This window comes from Duganella dendranthematis (assembly GCF_012849375.1).
In the GTDB taxonomy this organism is placed as follows: domain Bacteria; phylum Pseudomonadota; class Gammaproteobacteria; order Burkholderiales; family Burkholderiaceae_D; genus Rugamonas; species Rugamonas dendranthematis.
In genome coordinates this window covers 1,653,373-1,666,867 of record NZ_CP051684.1, presented here as the reverse complement: position 1 = coordinate 1,666,867, position 13,495 = coordinate 1,653,373, and the positions used below count along the sequence as shown (strand labels likewise).

Sequence of the window (13,495 nt, the reverse complement as noted above, 5' to 3'; positions counted from 1 at the left end):
CCGTTTTGTGCGGCAGTTTCACCTGCTAAGATGAATTCGTTGCCGGCCGAAATACTCGCCCGGCCATCTTGCAAGGATGTGATATGCGCAATGCACGGCTGGCCCTGATTCCCCTTGTCTTGACCCTGGCCTCCTGCGGTGGCGGCGGCGGTAGTGCCGACCACAGCGGCGGCAGTGTCGTCACTCAACCGACGCCGCCGGCGCCGCAACTGCGAGGCCAACCGATTGGCGGCGCCACGCTGGTGCCGGTCGTGGTCAGCGCCGGCAGCACTGTCAACACGCTTGACCCGGCCGCGTTGAAAACGCTGGTCGACGCCGGCACCACGTTGGGCAGCGCGGTCACCGGCACGCCCACCTGCGCCATCACCACCTACACGCTGAAATATCACACCATCGATGCCACCGGCGCCGACACGCCGGCCAACACCGCCATTTTTGTGCCGTCGGGCAGCGATGCGGCTTGCCAGGGCGGCCGTCCGGTGTTGTTGTACGCGCACGGCACCTCGGTACAAAAAAGCACGGACATGGCCAATCTGGCCTCGACCGAACCGCGCCTGATCGCCGCCATGTTCGCGGCCCAGGGCTACATTGTGGTGGCGCCGAATTACGTCGGCTATGCCGGCTCGACTGCCGGCTACCATCCGTATCTGGATGCGCAGCAGCAGTCGGCCGATATGATCGACGCCTTGCGCGCCGCCCGCAGCGTGTTCAGCAGCATCAACGTTGGCGCTTCCAGCCGGCTGATGGTCACCGGCTACTCGCAGGGCGGCTTTGTGGCACTGGCCACGCAGCGCGCCATGCAGACGCAATACCCGTCCGAATTTGCGGTGACGGCCGCCGCGCCGTTGTCCGGCCCGTACGCGCTGATGCAGTTCGGCGACACTATCTTCAACGGCGCGCCGACCACCGGTTCGGCTGGCTTTTTGCCGATGCTGATCACCGCCGGCCAGCGTGCCGGCGCCAACCTGTACAGTAGCACCAGCGATATCTACGAACCGAAATACGCCAGCGGCATCGACACGCTGCTGCCCGGCACGCAAAGCCTGGGCGAACTGGTGGCCGCCGGCAAGCTGCCCAACGATGTGCTGTTTGCCGCCGACTCGCTGCCGCAGACGGCCGGCTACGCCAGTGCGTTCGGCGCCGATCACCTGATCAAGACCGCCTACCGCGACGCCTACCTGGCCGACCTCAAGGCCAACCCGTGCAACGCCAGCAGCGCCGCGCCGCTGGCCTGCGCGCCGGCGCAATCACTGCGCAAATGGCTGCTGAAGAACGACCTGCGCACCTACACGCCGACCGTGCCGCTGTTCCTGTGCGGCGGCGATGAAGACCCGTTAGTCCCGTACGCCAACACCACCAGCACGGCGGCCTACTTCCGCGCGCAAAATGCGACCGGCCTGCAACTGACGGTGTTGAACGTGGACACACTGGCGGCGGGGCCATCGCTGACCTCGCGCACGGAATTTGCTGCGGCCAAGGAGGCGTTGCGCGCTCTCACCAAACAACAGACCGGCAGCGCCGCTGCCGCCGACCAGGCGGTCAAGGATGCGTACCACGCCGGATTGGTGGCGCCGTTTTGCCTGCGGGAAGCGCGTGCCTTCCTCGATTCTGCACCAAGCCGGTGAATCGCTCCTTGATCTAGCGTAAGAAACGCCGAGCAAGCGTTCTTTTTTGCTCACAAACCCCGGTTTTTAGGGGTGTTCCTCTATACAAGTGTTTCCGGGACTGGCATATTAGTTGGGTTGCGAATAGCACGGCCGTTCGTATCACAAGACAAAAAAATATTTTTAGGAGACAACATGCGTCATACCAAACTTGCACTTGCTGCAATGGCCCTGGCCGTCCTTGCGGGTTGCGGCGGCACCGATCCAGCAGCCGGCGATCAAACCACCAAAGTCAAATACAGCGCACAGGTATCGTTCGGCGATAGCCTGTCCGACGTCGGTTCCTACGCAGTCGGCACCGTCGCCGCGCTGAAGGGCGGCAAATTCACCATCAACGGCAATAACACCTCGGTCAACGAAACCCTGACCGGCAAAAACTGGACCGAGCTGACCGCCGCCCAGATCGGCTTGGCTGCACCATGCGCCGCCGTGACTGGCCTGGACGGTAACGCCGCCCAGGGCTTCTCGGTGCCGGCCACTGCGCACGCCGGCTGCTACGGCTACGCCATGGGCGGTTCGCGCGTGACCAACCCGGTTGGACCAAGCAACAAGCTGACCGGCAGCGCGCTGGGCGCGCTGACCTATCCGGTCGTGACCCAGATCGCCAACCACCTGAAAGCCGTTGGCGGCAAATTCAAGGGCGACGAGCTGGTGCTGGTGATGGCCGGCGGTAACGATGCGCTGTTCCAGCTGGGTGCGCTGAGCACCGCCGCGACCGCAGCGGGCACCGCGGCCGGCAACACCGCTTACGTCACCAGTCTGGTTGGTCAGCTGGCGGCCGGCGCTACCGATCCTGCGTCGGCCGCCGCCGCTATCGGCACTGCCGCGCAAACCGCAGCGGCGCAGAGCGGCGCGACGCAGACCACCATTACCCAGGCCGCAGTCGGCGCTGCTGCTGTGCAGCCAGGTAACTCGGCGGTCGCTTCCCCTGCTGTGTATGGTCCGATGGTGACCAAGGCTACCGCCGCCGGTACCGCCGCAGGGCAAAAAGCCGGTGCTGACTACGCCACCGCCCACGGCCCTGAACTGGTCGCTGCAATGGGCCAGGCCGGCACCGAACTGGTGGCACTGGTGAAAACCCAGCTGATCGGCAACGGCGCCAACTACGTGGTGGTGAACAACCTGCCGGACGTGGCCACCACGCCGTCGGGCCGCACCAAGGATGCCTCGACCCAGGCGCTGATCAACGCCATGGTCAACGCCTTTAACAGCGCGCTGAGCACTGGCCTGGCCAGTGAATCGAAAGTATTGCTGGTGGACGTGTTCGCGGTCAGCCATGACCAGGCCACCAATCCTGGCCCATACGGTCTGACCAACGTGTCCGAAACCGCGTGCGACCTGAGCACCGCCAAGAACCCGCTGGGCAGCTCGCTGGTGTGCAATGCCAGCAACCTGAAAACGGGCGACGTCAGCCACTGGTCGTTTGCCGATGACGTACACCCAACCCCTTACAACAACCTGCTGCTGGCGCGTTATGTGTCCAAAGCGATGGTGACCAAGGGCTGGCTGTAATTCAGTCACATACAAGATATCTGGAGACGATATGAATAAAACGGTAAAACTGCTGGCGCTGGCCGCCGCAATGACGGTGGCTTCGGCTGCATCGGCACAACAAACCGCCGGTACCTGGCTGGGTACGCTGGGTGTCAACAAGATCACGCCGAAAGTGGAGTCGGGCGATGTGTCGGCACCGGCGCTGCCGGGCACCAAGACCGACGTCGGTTCGGACACCAAGCCGCGCTTCACCATAGGCTACATGGTGACCGATCATATTTCGGCTGAGCTGGACCTGGGCCTGCCGTACAAGCACGAGCTGTCCGGCGCCGGGTCCATTCAGGGCACCGGCAAGCTGGCGACGGCGGAAGTGCTGCCGCCGACCTTCTTCGTCCAGTACCGTTTCCTGAACGCGGACTCGGCGTTCCGCCCGTATGTCGGCCTCGGCTATACCTACGCCATGTTCCAGAAGGAACGCGGTTCGGGCCAGCTGACCGCCATTCTGAATACCGGCGGCCCGGGCGCGACCTTCAAGCTGGATGACAAATCGGCAGCCAGCTTCCAGATCGGCGGCACGTACAAGATCAACGAGAAATGGTTCCTGGATGCGTCGGTCATCAAGACCAAGCTGAAAACCACGGCCCACTACTCGACCGGCCAGACCCAGGAAGTGCGCCTCGATCCGCTGGCGGTCAACTTCAGCATCGGCTACGCCTTCAAGGGCTTCTAGCCTTCGGGTAGAGAGAACCGCTGCTTCGGCAGCGGTTTTTTTTTTAACGGTTGCCGACGAGTTGCTCCGCCTTGTTCCACAGCGCTTCGGCCCGCGCCGGATCGACCGCATAACGCCGCACGCCGGCACTGAAGGCACTCAACTCCAGATCGTCGGGCACCAGTTCGCCGACCTGGCAATCCTCGCAATAACGCCCCCCGATCGTATCCGCATCGGCGACCACGCCGGCCCAGATGGTGGTGGCCGCACCTTGCTGCACCGACTTCACTTCGAATGGCGGATTGCCCAGCGCCAGATGCTGCGCATTCATGGCCTCGAACGCCGCCTGGAACGCTGCCGGTTCGATATTGCGCACCAGCTCAGTCTGGATCACGCCCGGATGCACGCTGGCCGCCCGCACGCCTCGGTGGCGATGGCGCGCGTCGAAGGCGACCGCCAGCAGCGCGTCGCCGGTCTTCGAGCGGCCGTAGGCCACCCATGGATCATACGGCGTGTGTTCGAAGTTCGGATCTTCCAGGTCGACGTCGGCGAAACGGTGGCCATTGGACGACAGCGTGACTAGCCGCGCGCCTTGCCGCATCAACGCCGCCAACTGGTTGATCAACACGTAGTGGCCCAGCACATTGGTGCCGAACTGGCTTTCAAAACCGTCGCGGGTGTGTTGGAGTGGCGTGGCCATGATGCCGGCGTTGGCCACCACCAGGTCGAACGGCTGGCCGGCGGCGACCACGGCGTCGCCCAACGCGCGCACCGACGCCAGGTCGGCCAGGTCCATCTGCACCAGCGTCAGTTCGCCGCCGCTGGCTTGCGCCGCCTGCCGGATCTGGGCCGTGGCGCGCTCGGCTTTTGCCAGGTCGCGCGCGGTGCCGACTACTGACGCGCCATGCGCCACCAGGGCCCGCGCAGTCTCCACGCCCAGCCCGGCCGAGACGCCGGTGATGAAGGCGCGCTTGCCGCGCAGGTCGCTGCCGGCCAGCACCTCGTCGGTGGTGGATGTTGCTCCGAAATGTTTCATGATGAGGTCCTCCTGTGTATGGAGTCATCACGATACGCTTACCGGCGGCCGCGAATTCGCCCAAACTGGTCGATTTCTTGCCTGATCCGCTCAAACGCTTGCCCTTCGCCGGCGGCACTGCCACACTGGCTTGATGGACGATTTACTTCAACAGATGACGCGCCGTGTGCTGTACCACAGCGGCGGCCAACTGACCGACACGCCGATCCCACGGCTGGCGATCGGCGCTTTCCGCCAGCCGGAGCCGACCATCACGGCGGTGGCGGCTGGCGTTTGCCTGGTGCTGCAGGGCGCCAAGCAGATGCTGGTGGGTGGGAAGATGCTGCGCTACAGCGCCGGCGGCTGCTACGCCTCGCTAATCGAATTGCCGACCACCTGCTGCGTGTTCGAGATGGCGGGCGACCAGCCCTATGTCGGCACCGGCCTGACGCTGGATCATGCGCTGTTTGCGTCCCTGATTGCGGAGATGCCGGCGCCGCCGCCGGAACAGCCGGTGATGGGCTTTCATATCGGCTCGGTATCGCGCGCGGTGCTGGAGGCGTGGGATCATTTGCTGGCGCTGCTCGACACGCCGGAAGATATTCCGCTGCTGGCGGCGTCACGCGAGCGCGAGCTGATGTACCGCTTGCTGCAAAGCCCGCATGGCCCGCTGCTGCGCCAGATCACCCGCGAGGAGGGCAGGCTGGCCCAGGTGCGCAGGGCGATCGACTGGATGCGCCAGCACTTTGAAGAACCGGTGGCGATTGAGACGGTGGCGGGAATCGCCGGCATGAGCGTGTCGTCGTTCAACCGGCACTTTCGCGCGGCGACCGCGACCAGTCCCTTGCAATACCTGAAGACGCTGCGCTTGCAGGCGGCGCGGCGCCTGCTGGCGGCCGGCACCGACGCCACCCGCACCGCCTACGCGGTCGGCTACGAAAGTCCGTCGCAGTTCAGCCGTGAATACGGCCGGCTGTTCGGCCGGCCGCCCAAGCAGGATGCGTCGCGACTGCGGGAAAATATCAGCGATATTTCCAGCGTCGTGGTGTGAGTTACTGGAAGGCCTGGATGCCGGTCTGGGCCCGGCCCAGGATCAGCGCGTGGATATCGTGCGTACCTTCGTAGGTATTCACCACTTCCAGGTTGACCATGTGGCGGATGATGCCGAACTCGTCGGAGATGCCATTGCCACCCAGCATATCGCGCGCCAGGCGGGCGATATCCAGCGACTTGCCGCACGAGTTACGCTTCATCATCGACGTGATCTCGACCGCCGCCGTGCCGTCATCCTTCATGCGGCCCAGGCGCAGGCAGCCTTGCAGGCCCATGGTGATTTCGGTCTGCATGTCGGCCAGCTTCTTCTGGATCAGCTGGTTGGCGGCCAATGGCCGGCCAAACTGCGTGCGATCCATGACGTACTGGCGCGCCGTGTGCCAGCACGACTCCGCCGCACCCAGCGCACCCCAGGCGATGCCGTAGCGGGCCGAGTTCAAACAGGTGAACGGACCTTTCAGGCCGCGCACGTCCGGGAAGGCGTTTTCTTCCGGCACGAACACATTGTCCATGACGATTTCGCCGGTGATCGAGGCGCGCAGGCCGAACTTGCCGTGAATGGCCGGCGCGCTCAGACCCGCCATGCCTTTTTCCAGCACGAAGCCGCGAATCGACCCTTCATCGTCCTTGGCCCATACGACGAACACATCCGCCACCGGCGAATTGGTGATCCACATCTTGGCGCCGCTCACCGAATAGCCGCCCGGCACTTTCTTGGCGCGGGTGATCATCGAGCCGGGATCGGAGCCGTGGTTCGGTTCGGTCAGGCCGAAGCAGCCGATCCACTCACCGCTGGCCAGCTTGGGCAGGTATTTCTGTTTCTGTTCTTCAGTGCCGAACTCGTAGATCGGCACCATCACCAGCGACGACTGCACGCTCATCATCGAGCGGTAGCCGGAATCGATGCGTTCGACTTCGCGGGCGATCAGGCCGTACGCCACGTAATTCAGGCCGGGGCCACCGTACTGTTCGGGAATGGTCGGGCCCAGCAGGCCGATCTCGCCCATTTCGCGGAAAATCGACGTGTCCATGGTTTCATGGCGGAAGGCGTCGAGGATGCGCGGTTGCAGCTTGTCCTGGCAGTAGGCGGCTGCGGCGTCGCGCACCATGCGCTCGTCGTCGGTCAGCTGCTGGTCCAGCAACAGCGGGTCATCCCAGTGGAATTGGGCGCGGACTTGGCTCATAGATAGTCTCTCATTATGGATGAATGCTGCCAGCATTCTATGCCTGAGACCTGGTGTGCGCTTTTCTAATGGCGACACCAATTTCCGTTTTTTACCCGAGGCCGGCGAACTGGCCGCTGTGGAAGATCAGGGGAGGGCGCGGCGAAAACGCGCAGAATTCCACTTCGCCGACGAAAATCACGTGGTCGCCTTCCGGGTAGCGACTACGGTTATGACACTCGAACCAGGCCGACGCATCCTTCAAAATCGGCTGGCCGGTGCGCGACAGCTCGTATTCCACGCCTTCCCACGGATCGATGCCACGGGTGGCGAAGCGCTTGGCCAGATGGGCTTGCTCAGCGTTCAGCACATTGATGACGTAATGCGAGTTGCCGGTAAAGATGGGCATGCTGTTGGCGCCATTGGACAGGCTCCACAGCACCAGCGGCGGATCGAGCGAGACGGAATTGAAGGAACTGGCGGTCAGGCCGCGAAAGCTGCCGTCCGCCAGCCGGGTGGTGATGATGGTCACGCCGGTCGCGAACTGGCCCAGCGCCTGGCGGAAATGCGCCGTATCGAACGTGCGCTCTTCGGCACGGGGAGAATTGGTGTTCATGCGTCCATTATGCCAAAGATTTGTACCGTCATAGCGGATTACCCCGGTTTGCGTTACAGTGGGCAGGTGGGCAAGTCTTCTACGCAGGAGGAGTCATGGCTGGCAATGTGGAAACCGCGCTACTGGGCGGCGGCTGTTTTTGGTGTACCGAAGCGGTGTACCTGGAGGTCAGGGGCGTCACCTCGGTGGAGTCCGGCTACGCGGGCGGCGAGATCGCGCAGCCGACCTACGAACAGGTGTGCACCGGCGCCACCGGCCACGCGGAAGTGGTCAAGCTGAGCTTCGACCCCACGGTTATCAGCTACCGCGACCTGCTGGAAATCTTTTTCACTATCCACGATCCGACCACGCTCAACCGCCAGGGCAACGACGTCGGCACGCAATACCGTTCGGTCATCTATCACCAGTCGCCGCAGCAGGAAGCCACGGCGCGCCAGGTCATCGCCGAAATGGCGCATGTGTGGGATGCGCCCATCGTCACCGAACTGTCGCCGGCCCCGCTGTTTTACAAGGCCGAGGACTACCACCAGGATTACTTCCGCCAGCATCCCATGCAGGGCTATTGCGCGTTCGTGGTGGCGCCCAAGGTCGACAAGTTCAAGAAGACGTATGCCGAGCGTTTGAGGTAAGGGCCGGTGCGGCAAGCCCTGCTGCGCCGCCGTCCTCGCCCAGCACCGCAAACGCCGGCACGCCGCCTTCGTCCAGCGCATACGACGGCTGCACCGGCGCACTTGCCGCCGATGGATACATATGCTTGCGCGACCACGGCAGCACCGACGCCCGCTGGCCCGCCTTGCGACCGACGATCTGGTACAGGCTGATCAAATCCTGCTCGAAGGCATAGGCGCACCCGGCCAGGTAGACGTGCCAGATGCGGTAGCGCTTGTCCCCGCCCAGCGCGCGCACTTTCTCGCCGTTGGTCTCGAAGTTGTCGGTCCAGATGGCGCAGGTGCGGGCGTAGTGGCGGCGCAGGCTTTCTACGTCGGTCACTTCCAGCGAACCCTGCTGCATGGCTTTCAGCACATGGCCGATGTGCGCCAGTTCGCCGTGCGGGAACACATATTTTTCGATGAACTCGCCGCCGCCGTACGGCGTCTCGCCGTTGTCCGCATCGGTGGAGGTAATGCCGTGGTTCATCACGATGCCTCCCGGCGCCAGCAGCTTGTTGATGGCGGCAAAGTATTCCGGCAAATGGCGGATGCCCACGTGCTCGAACATGCCGACGCTGGTGATGCGGTCGAACTGGCCGCGCACGTCGCGGTAGTCCTGCAGGCGGATCTCGACCAGGTGCTCCAGCCCGGCGGCGCGCACCCGTTCCCTCGCCAGCGCATACTGGTTTTCCGACAAGGTGACGCCGACGCAGCGGGCGTGGTACTTCTGCGCCGCGCGGATCACCAGCGCGCCCCAGCCGCAGCCGATGTCGAGCAGCGTCTGGTTTGGCCGCAGCTCGATCTTGCGCAGAATGTGGTCGATCTTCTTCAGCTGGGCGGTGGCCAGGTCTTCGTCGCCGTTTTCAAAATAGGCGCACGAGTACACCATATTCGGGTCGAGGAATTCCTGGTAGAAGTCGTTGGAGACGTCGTAGTGATAGCGGATCGCTTCGGCGTCTTTCTGCTTGTTGTGGCTGATGGTGCGCACCATGCGGGCGAATTTGCCCTCGGCCTTGAGCGAACTGCGCGCCAGCGCGTTGACCACGGCGATCATGTCCATGGCCTTGCCTTTGACCTCGATCGCCCCTTCGACATAGGCGGTGCCGAGGTTGGACAGCGACGGCGTCAGCAGGTAGCGGGCGGCGGCGATATTCGGCAGCCGTATCGTCACGCGCGGTGTTTCGCTGGACAGGTCGACCTGCTGGCCGTTCCATAGCTCGATGCGCAGCGGCAGCGTGAGCTGTTCGCGGATGCCCGAGATCCAATTGCTAAGTTGATTCTGTACGAACAAGATAACCTCCGAGTTCAGGATAAAAAGACCATCGCAAGCAATGGTCTGGTATCCATGCGGAGGCGGTCCTGCTTACGGTTGCAGGCGCTCCTTGACCCAGCTGCCATCAGCTTGTTTCTCGTACACGATCCGGTCATGGAAACGCGAACGGCGTCCCTGCCAGAATTCGATGCGGACCGGATCGAGGCGATAACCGCCCCAATGCGCCGGCCGCACCGGCTGCTCACCGCTGACTGCCGCGGCGGCTTCGTAATTGGCTTCCATCTGCTCCCGGTTGGCGATAGGCGCGCTCTGCTGCGAGGCAATCGCAGCGATCTGGCTTTTCACCGGCCGGCTGTAAAAATACTTGTCGCTTTCTTCGGCGGCGGTTTGCACCACACTACCTTCGATCCGCACCTGGCGTTCGAGTTCACTCCAGAAGAACAGCAAAGCCGCGCGCGGGTTGGCGCGCAACTGCTGGCCTTTCTGGCTCTCATAATTGGTGTACCAGGTGAAACCACGCTGGTCGTATTGCTTGATGAGGACGATGCGCGAACTGGGTTTGCCGTCCGCGTCCACCGTGGCCACGCTCATCGCGTTGGGTTCATTGACCTTCGCATGCATGGCCTCCTCAAACCACTTGCCGAACTGGGCGATCGGGTCGTCCAGCACGTCCTGCTCTGTCAGGCTGGCGCGGCCGTAATCGAGCCGCAAGTCCGCCAGCACTACGCCATCGGCCACCGTGTGGTTGACCGGGACCGCCTGTTGCTCCGGCACCTGGCTGGGCGGCAGGTCGGGGGTAATCCCGCGCCGTACCTGCATTGCACTGCCCAGCTGCGCCATTTGTTCGGGGGTGAACAGCCGCTTGGCCATCGTTGCGATATGGGTTTCCTCTTGCACCATGTGGGCCGCGTAGGTGTCGCAGAAGCGCGCGACATCGCTGGCCGACAGCGTGGTGCTGGTCCCGTTGGCGATTTGCTCAAGTTGCGTTTTGATTATAGTCCAGTCTCTATCCATTTGCTCGTGACCGGCCAAGATGGCGGGAACCAGCTCTGCCAGAAGGGAGGCGTCGGCGTCGCGCGCGGTGGCCTGCAGCATCGGCAGCAGGTTTTGTTCCTCGTCGTCGTGATGCAAATGAGCAGCATGGTTGAAGTATTTCAACACCGCTTGCGCGGCTTTCTGCGCATCAATATCGGCGCCGTGCAGGGGCAGGTGGGCCAGCAGGTTCTGCATGGTTTGCAGCTGCTTGCGAATGCGATCGTGGCAGTGTTTCAGCACAGCAATCGGCTGGCTGAAATCGGGGGCGGTGTCGTACAGTGCGTTGCTCATGGAAGGCGCTCTCTCTGGATTAAGCGCCCATTCTAGAATAATTCAAGCAGGCGCGGATTTAGTCGTTGGCCCGGAACGCTTGCGCGAACTGGTCAAGGTGTTGCTGGATGGGCGGGAAATTGAGTGCGGTCATGCGCACCAGCATGGCGCGGCCGCGGTCGTTCTGGCCCAGCTCCAGGCAGGCGCGCATCAGGTTGAGGCCGGTAGTTGGGCCATGCAGGTGTTCGTCGTAGACCGGGTCGATCAGGTCGAGGATCAATTGGAGGTGGCCGGTCGAACCGAGGTCGTTGGCGATCATCATCAAGGCGTGGCGGTCGAAATTGCCGGACGCTAGCACGCCGGCGTACAGCGCCTGCGCCTGCTCGACTTGCTGCTGCTCTAGATGGTGGCGCGCCAGCCACAGTTGCGGACACCAGGCGCCCGGCAGGGCGGCGGCGGTGCGCAGCGCGTCCAGGTAGGCGGCTTCGCCATGTTTCTCGCGCTCGGTCGTGGCCCACCACATCAAGCCCGCTTCCAGATTCGGCGCAGCCTGCACTGCCTGCCACAGCGTCTGCTCGGCCAGCGCTTCGTCGCCGCGCTCGAACTGCACCTTCGCCAGGTTGGTCAGCAGGGCGCCGGTTTCACCGACCTTCTCCATGCCGGCGCGCAGCGTGGCTTCGGCGGCGTCGAGCTGGCCGTTGGTCAGGTACACAATGCCCAGCGTGGTGTGGCTGCGGTCGATATTGGCGTCGATCTCGACCAGACGTTCGCCGGCCGCCGGCAGGTCGGCCGCGAAGCCGTCGTTGATGCCGGTTAGGATTTGTCGGTAGAGTTCATCCGCGTCATCCCATGCCTGCTGCAGCGTCGGCAGGAACATTTTCTCGCGCCACTCCTCGCGGCTGATCTGCAATTCCCGGCCCTGGCTGTCGTAGGCAGTGATCGGGGTGGCGGCTGCTGCGGCGGCGGGGGCTTCGGTTTGGCTGCCGCGCAGGGCAGCGAGGATTTTTTTGAACATGACTGGGCAGAATGGTAGCGATTCGGCCAGCATATCAGCTTGTTAACTTTTTCAATGTTCGGTTGGTTTGCCGCCGCTCCGTTAAAATGGCGGCATGAACAGCATTACTCCCCAGATTTCGACGATGTCGACTTTGAACGCCGCTTCGGCGGCATTGCGCGCCTGTATGGCGCCCATGCGCTCGCACGCTTCCGCACCGCCCACGTGTGCGTGGTCGGCGTCGGCGGCGTCGGCTCGTGGATCGTCGAGGCGCTGGCGCGCAGCGCCATCGGCCAGCTGACCTTGATCGACCTCGACAACGTGGCCGAGTCCAACATCAACCGCCAGATCCAGGCCCTCAGCAGCACCGTCGGCATGGCCAAGATCACCGCGCTGGCCGAGCGCATCGCGCAGATCAATCCGTTCTGCCAGGTCAACCAGGTGGAAGATTTTGTCGAGCCGGACAACCTGGAAGCCATGCTCGGCGGCGGCAAGTTCGATTACCTGATCGACGCCACCGACTCCGTCAAGGCCAAGGCCGCCATGCTGTCCTGGGCGCGCCAGCACAACCTGCCGGTGATTACCATCGGCAGCGCCGGCGGCAAGACCGATGCGTCGCAGATTTCGGTGCGCGATCTGGCCAAGACCGAGCAGGAACCGCTGCTGAAAAAGGTGCGCAAGATCATGCGTGCCCAGTACGGCTTCCCGCGCGGCGAAAAAACCAAGTTCCACATCGACGCCGTGTTCTCGATGGAGCCGCTGAAGTTCCCGGAAACCGGCGAAGTGTGTGCGGTCGACGGCGACGACCGCAGCGGCGGCGTGACCGGCCTCAACTGCGCCGGCTTCGGCTCGGCGATGGTGGTCACCGCCACCTTCGGCATGGTGGCGGCCGGTCACGCGCTGCGCCGGCTGGCCGATGACGCCCTGCCAACAAGCACCCCGCACGCCGTCTAGTTTGCTATCATGACGAGCTGTCTGCCGACCTCATTGAAAGAATCCACATGAAGCGTAGTTCCGTATTTGTTGCGATGTTGTTGACTGTTTCGGCCGCCGCCTTCGCGCAGGCGCCACAGGCCCAGCCTGAAGCTGCACCTGCCGCTCCGGCTGCCCCGCTGGTGGTCGGTTCCGCCACGCCCGGTCCGGCTGCCGAACAGCTGATCATCACCGACACCAAGGTCGGCACCGGCACCGAAGCCACCGTTGGCGCTACCGTCTACATGCACTACTCGGGCTGGCTGTACCGCCCGCTGGCCAAGAATATGCACGGCAAGATGTTCGACTCGTCGATCGCGCGCGGCGAACCGCTCGACTTCGTGCTGGGCGCCGGCCGCGTCATCAAGGGCTGGGACCAGGGCATCATCGGCATGAAAGTGGGCGGCAAGCGCACCCTGATCATCCCGTCGGAACTGGCCTACGGCGCGCGTCCGACGCCAGGCAGCGGCATCCCGCCGAATTCGGCATTGATCTTCGACGTCGAATTGGTCAACGTAAAGTAAAAGAGCAAGTACCGTGCGAACCGGGGTAGACTAACAGCTCTCCCCGTCGCCGCCGGAGCTTGT

The 13,495-nt window shown here is 63.5% G+C and carries 13 protein-coding genes; 7 read left to right on the top strand and 6 right to left on the bottom strand.

Going from position 1 to position 13,495, the window contains the following annotated elements; all coding sequences use genetic code 11:
- Positions 1 to 83: 83 nt before the first annotated feature.
- The 3 genes from HH213_RS07710 to HH213_RS07700 all read left to right on the top strand — a co-directional run bounded on the left by HH213_RS07710 (position 84) and on the right by HH213_RS07700 (position 3,888).
- A complete protein-coding gene (locus tag HH213_RS07710) occupies positions 84 to 1,625 on the top strand; it encodes an alpha/beta hydrolase family protein (RefSeq protein WP_169111865.1) in 1,542 nt (513 codons plus the stop codon).
- A 174-nt stretch (positions 1,626 to 1,799) separates the two neighbouring features.
- A complete protein-coding gene (locus tag HH213_RS07705; RefSeq protein ID WP_169111863.1) occupies positions 1,800 to 3,176 on the top strand; it encodes an SGNH/GDSL hydrolase family protein in 1,377 nt (458 codons plus the stop codon).
- Positions 3,177 to 3,207: 31 nt separating this feature from the next.
- Complete coding sequence (locus HH213_RS07700) at positions 3,208 to 3,888, top strand: OmpW/AlkL family protein (protein ID WP_110845340.1); 681 nt, start codon at positions 3,208 to 3,210, stop codon at positions 3,886 to 3,888.
- Positions 3,889 to 3,931: 43 nt separating this feature from the next.
- Here the strand turns inward: HH213_RS07700 and HH213_RS07695 are convergent, their stop codons facing one another.
- On the bottom strand, positions 3,932 to 4,903 hold the full coding sequence (locus tag HH213_RS07695) for an SDR family NAD(P)-dependent oxidoreductase (RefSeq protein WP_174864398.1): 972 nt from the start codon (positions 4,901 to 4,903) through the stop codon (positions 3,932 to 3,934).
- Between the two features lie 133 nt (positions 4,904 to 5,036).
- Here HH213_RS07695 and HH213_RS07690 point away from each other — a divergent pair, with 133 nt between their 5' ends.
- A complete protein-coding gene (locus HH213_RS07690) occupies positions 5,037 to 5,933 on the top strand; it encodes an AraC family transcriptional regulator (RefSeq protein ID WP_169111861.1) in 897 nt (298 codons plus the stop codon).
- Position 5,934: 1 nt separating this feature from the next.
- Here the strand turns inward: HH213_RS07690 and HH213_RS07685 are convergent, their stop codons facing one another.
- The gene (locus HH213_RS07685; protein WP_169111859.1) at positions 5,935 to 7,119 is read right to left on the bottom strand and encodes an acyl-CoA dehydrogenase; all 1,185 of its coding nucleotides are present in this window, start codon (positions 7,117 to 7,119) and stop codon (positions 5,935 to 5,937) included.
- Between the two features lie 91 nt (positions 7,120 to 7,210).
- Positions 7,211 to 7,714 (bottom strand): flavin reductase family protein, encoded by a 504-nt coding sequence (locus HH213_RS07680; RefSeq protein ID WP_110845336.1) that lies wholly within the window; start codon positions 7,712 to 7,714, stop codon positions 7,211 to 7,213.
- Positions 7,715 to 7,809: 95 nt separating this feature from the next.
- Here HH213_RS07680 and msrA point away from each other — a divergent pair, with 95 nt between their 5' ends.
- Complete coding sequence (msrA, locus tag HH213_RS07675) at positions 7,810 to 8,343, top strand: peptide-methionine (S)-S-oxide reductase MsrA (protein WP_169111857.1); 534 nt, start codon at positions 7,810 to 7,812, stop codon at positions 8,341 to 8,343.
- On the opposite strand, the gene HH213_RS07670 is transcribed toward msrA, so the two are convergent.
- From HH213_RS07670 to HH213_RS07660, 3 genes are all read right to left on the bottom strand, one after another.
- On the bottom strand, positions 8,312 to 9,655 hold the full coding sequence (locus HH213_RS07670; protein WP_169111855.1) for a class I SAM-dependent methyltransferase: 1,344 nt from the start codon (positions 9,653 to 9,655) through the stop codon (positions 8,312 to 8,314). The two genes, msrA and HH213_RS07670, sit on opposite strands and share 32 nt — an antisense overlap.
- 72 nt (positions 9,656 to 9,727) lie before the next feature.
- Positions 9,728 to 10,963 (bottom strand): pyridoxamine 5'-phosphate oxidase, encoded by a 1,236-nt coding sequence (gene pdxH / locus HH213_RS07665; protein ID WP_110845333.1) that lies wholly within the window; start codon positions 10,961 to 10,963, stop codon positions 9,728 to 9,730.
- 58 nt (positions 10,964 to 11,021) lie between these two features.
- Positions 11,022 to 11,957: a tetratricopeptide repeat protein gene (locus HH213_RS07660; protein WP_169111853.1), complete on the bottom strand. Its 936-nt coding sequence runs from the start codon at positions 11,955 to 11,957 to the stop codon at positions 11,022 to 11,024.
- 54 nt (positions 11,958 to 12,011) lie between these two features.
- Here HH213_RS07660 and HH213_RS07655 point away from each other — a divergent pair, with 54 nt between their 5' ends.
- Both HH213_RS07655 and HH213_RS07650 read left to right on the top strand, forming a co-directional pair.
- Complete coding sequence (locus HH213_RS07655; protein WP_169115031.1) at positions 12,012 to 12,890, top strand: tRNA threonylcarbamoyladenosine dehydratase; 879 nt, start codon at positions 12,012 to 12,014, stop codon at positions 12,888 to 12,890.
- Positions 12,891 to 12,937: 47 nt separating this feature from the next.
- Positions 12,938 to 13,432 (top strand): FKBP-type peptidyl-prolyl cis-trans isomerase, encoded by a 495-nt coding sequence (locus HH213_RS07650; protein WP_169111851.1) that lies wholly within the window; start codon positions 12,938 to 12,940, stop codon positions 13,430 to 13,432.
- Positions 13,433 to 13,495 lie beyond the last annotated feature (63 nt).

Coding starts and splice junctions, on each gene's coding strand:
- HH213_RS07710 (WP_169111865.1), top strand. CDS start 84: ATGCGCAATGCACGGCTGGCCCTGATTCCCCTTGTCTTGACCCTGGCC.
- HH213_RS07705 (WP_169111863.1), top strand. CDS start 1,800: ATGCGTCATACCAAACTTGCACTTGCTGCAATGGCCCTGGCCGTCCTT.
- HH213_RS07700 (WP_110845340.1), top strand. CDS start 3,208: ATGAATAAAACGGTAAAACTGCTGGCGCTGGCCGCCGCAATGACGGTG.
- HH213_RS07695 (WP_174864398.1), bottom strand. CDS start 4,903: ATGAAACATTTCGGAGCAACATCCACCACCGACGAGGTGCTGGCCGGC.
- HH213_RS07690 (WP_169111861.1), top strand. CDS start 5,037: ATGGACGATTTACTTCAACAGATGACGCGCCGTGTGCTGTACCACAGC.
- HH213_RS07685 (WP_169111859.1), bottom strand. CDS start 7,119: ATGAGCCAAGTCCGCGCCCAATTCCACTGGGATGACCCGCTGTTGCTG.
- HH213_RS07680 (WP_110845336.1), bottom strand. CDS start 7,714: ATGAACACCAATTCTCCCCGTGCCGAAGAGCGCACGTTCGATACGGCG.
- msrA (WP_169111857.1), top strand. CDS start 7,810: ATGGCTGGCAATGTGGAAACCGCGCTACTGGGCGGCGGCTGTTTTTGG.
- pdxH (WP_110845333.1), bottom strand. CDS start 10,963: ATGAGCAACGCACTGTACGACACCGCCCCCGATTTCAGCCAGCCGATT.
- HH213_RS07660 (WP_169111853.1), bottom strand. CDS start 11,957: ATGTTCAAAAAAATCCTCGCTGCCCTGCGCGGCAGCCAAACCGAAGCC.
- HH213_RS07655 (WP_169115031.1), top strand. CDS start 12,012: ATGTTCGGTTGGTTTGCCGCCGCTCCGTTAAAATGGCGGCATGAACAG.
- HH213_RS07650 (WP_169111851.1), top strand. CDS start 12,938: ATGAAGCGTAGTTCCGTATTTGTTGCGATGTTGTTGACTGTTTCGGCC.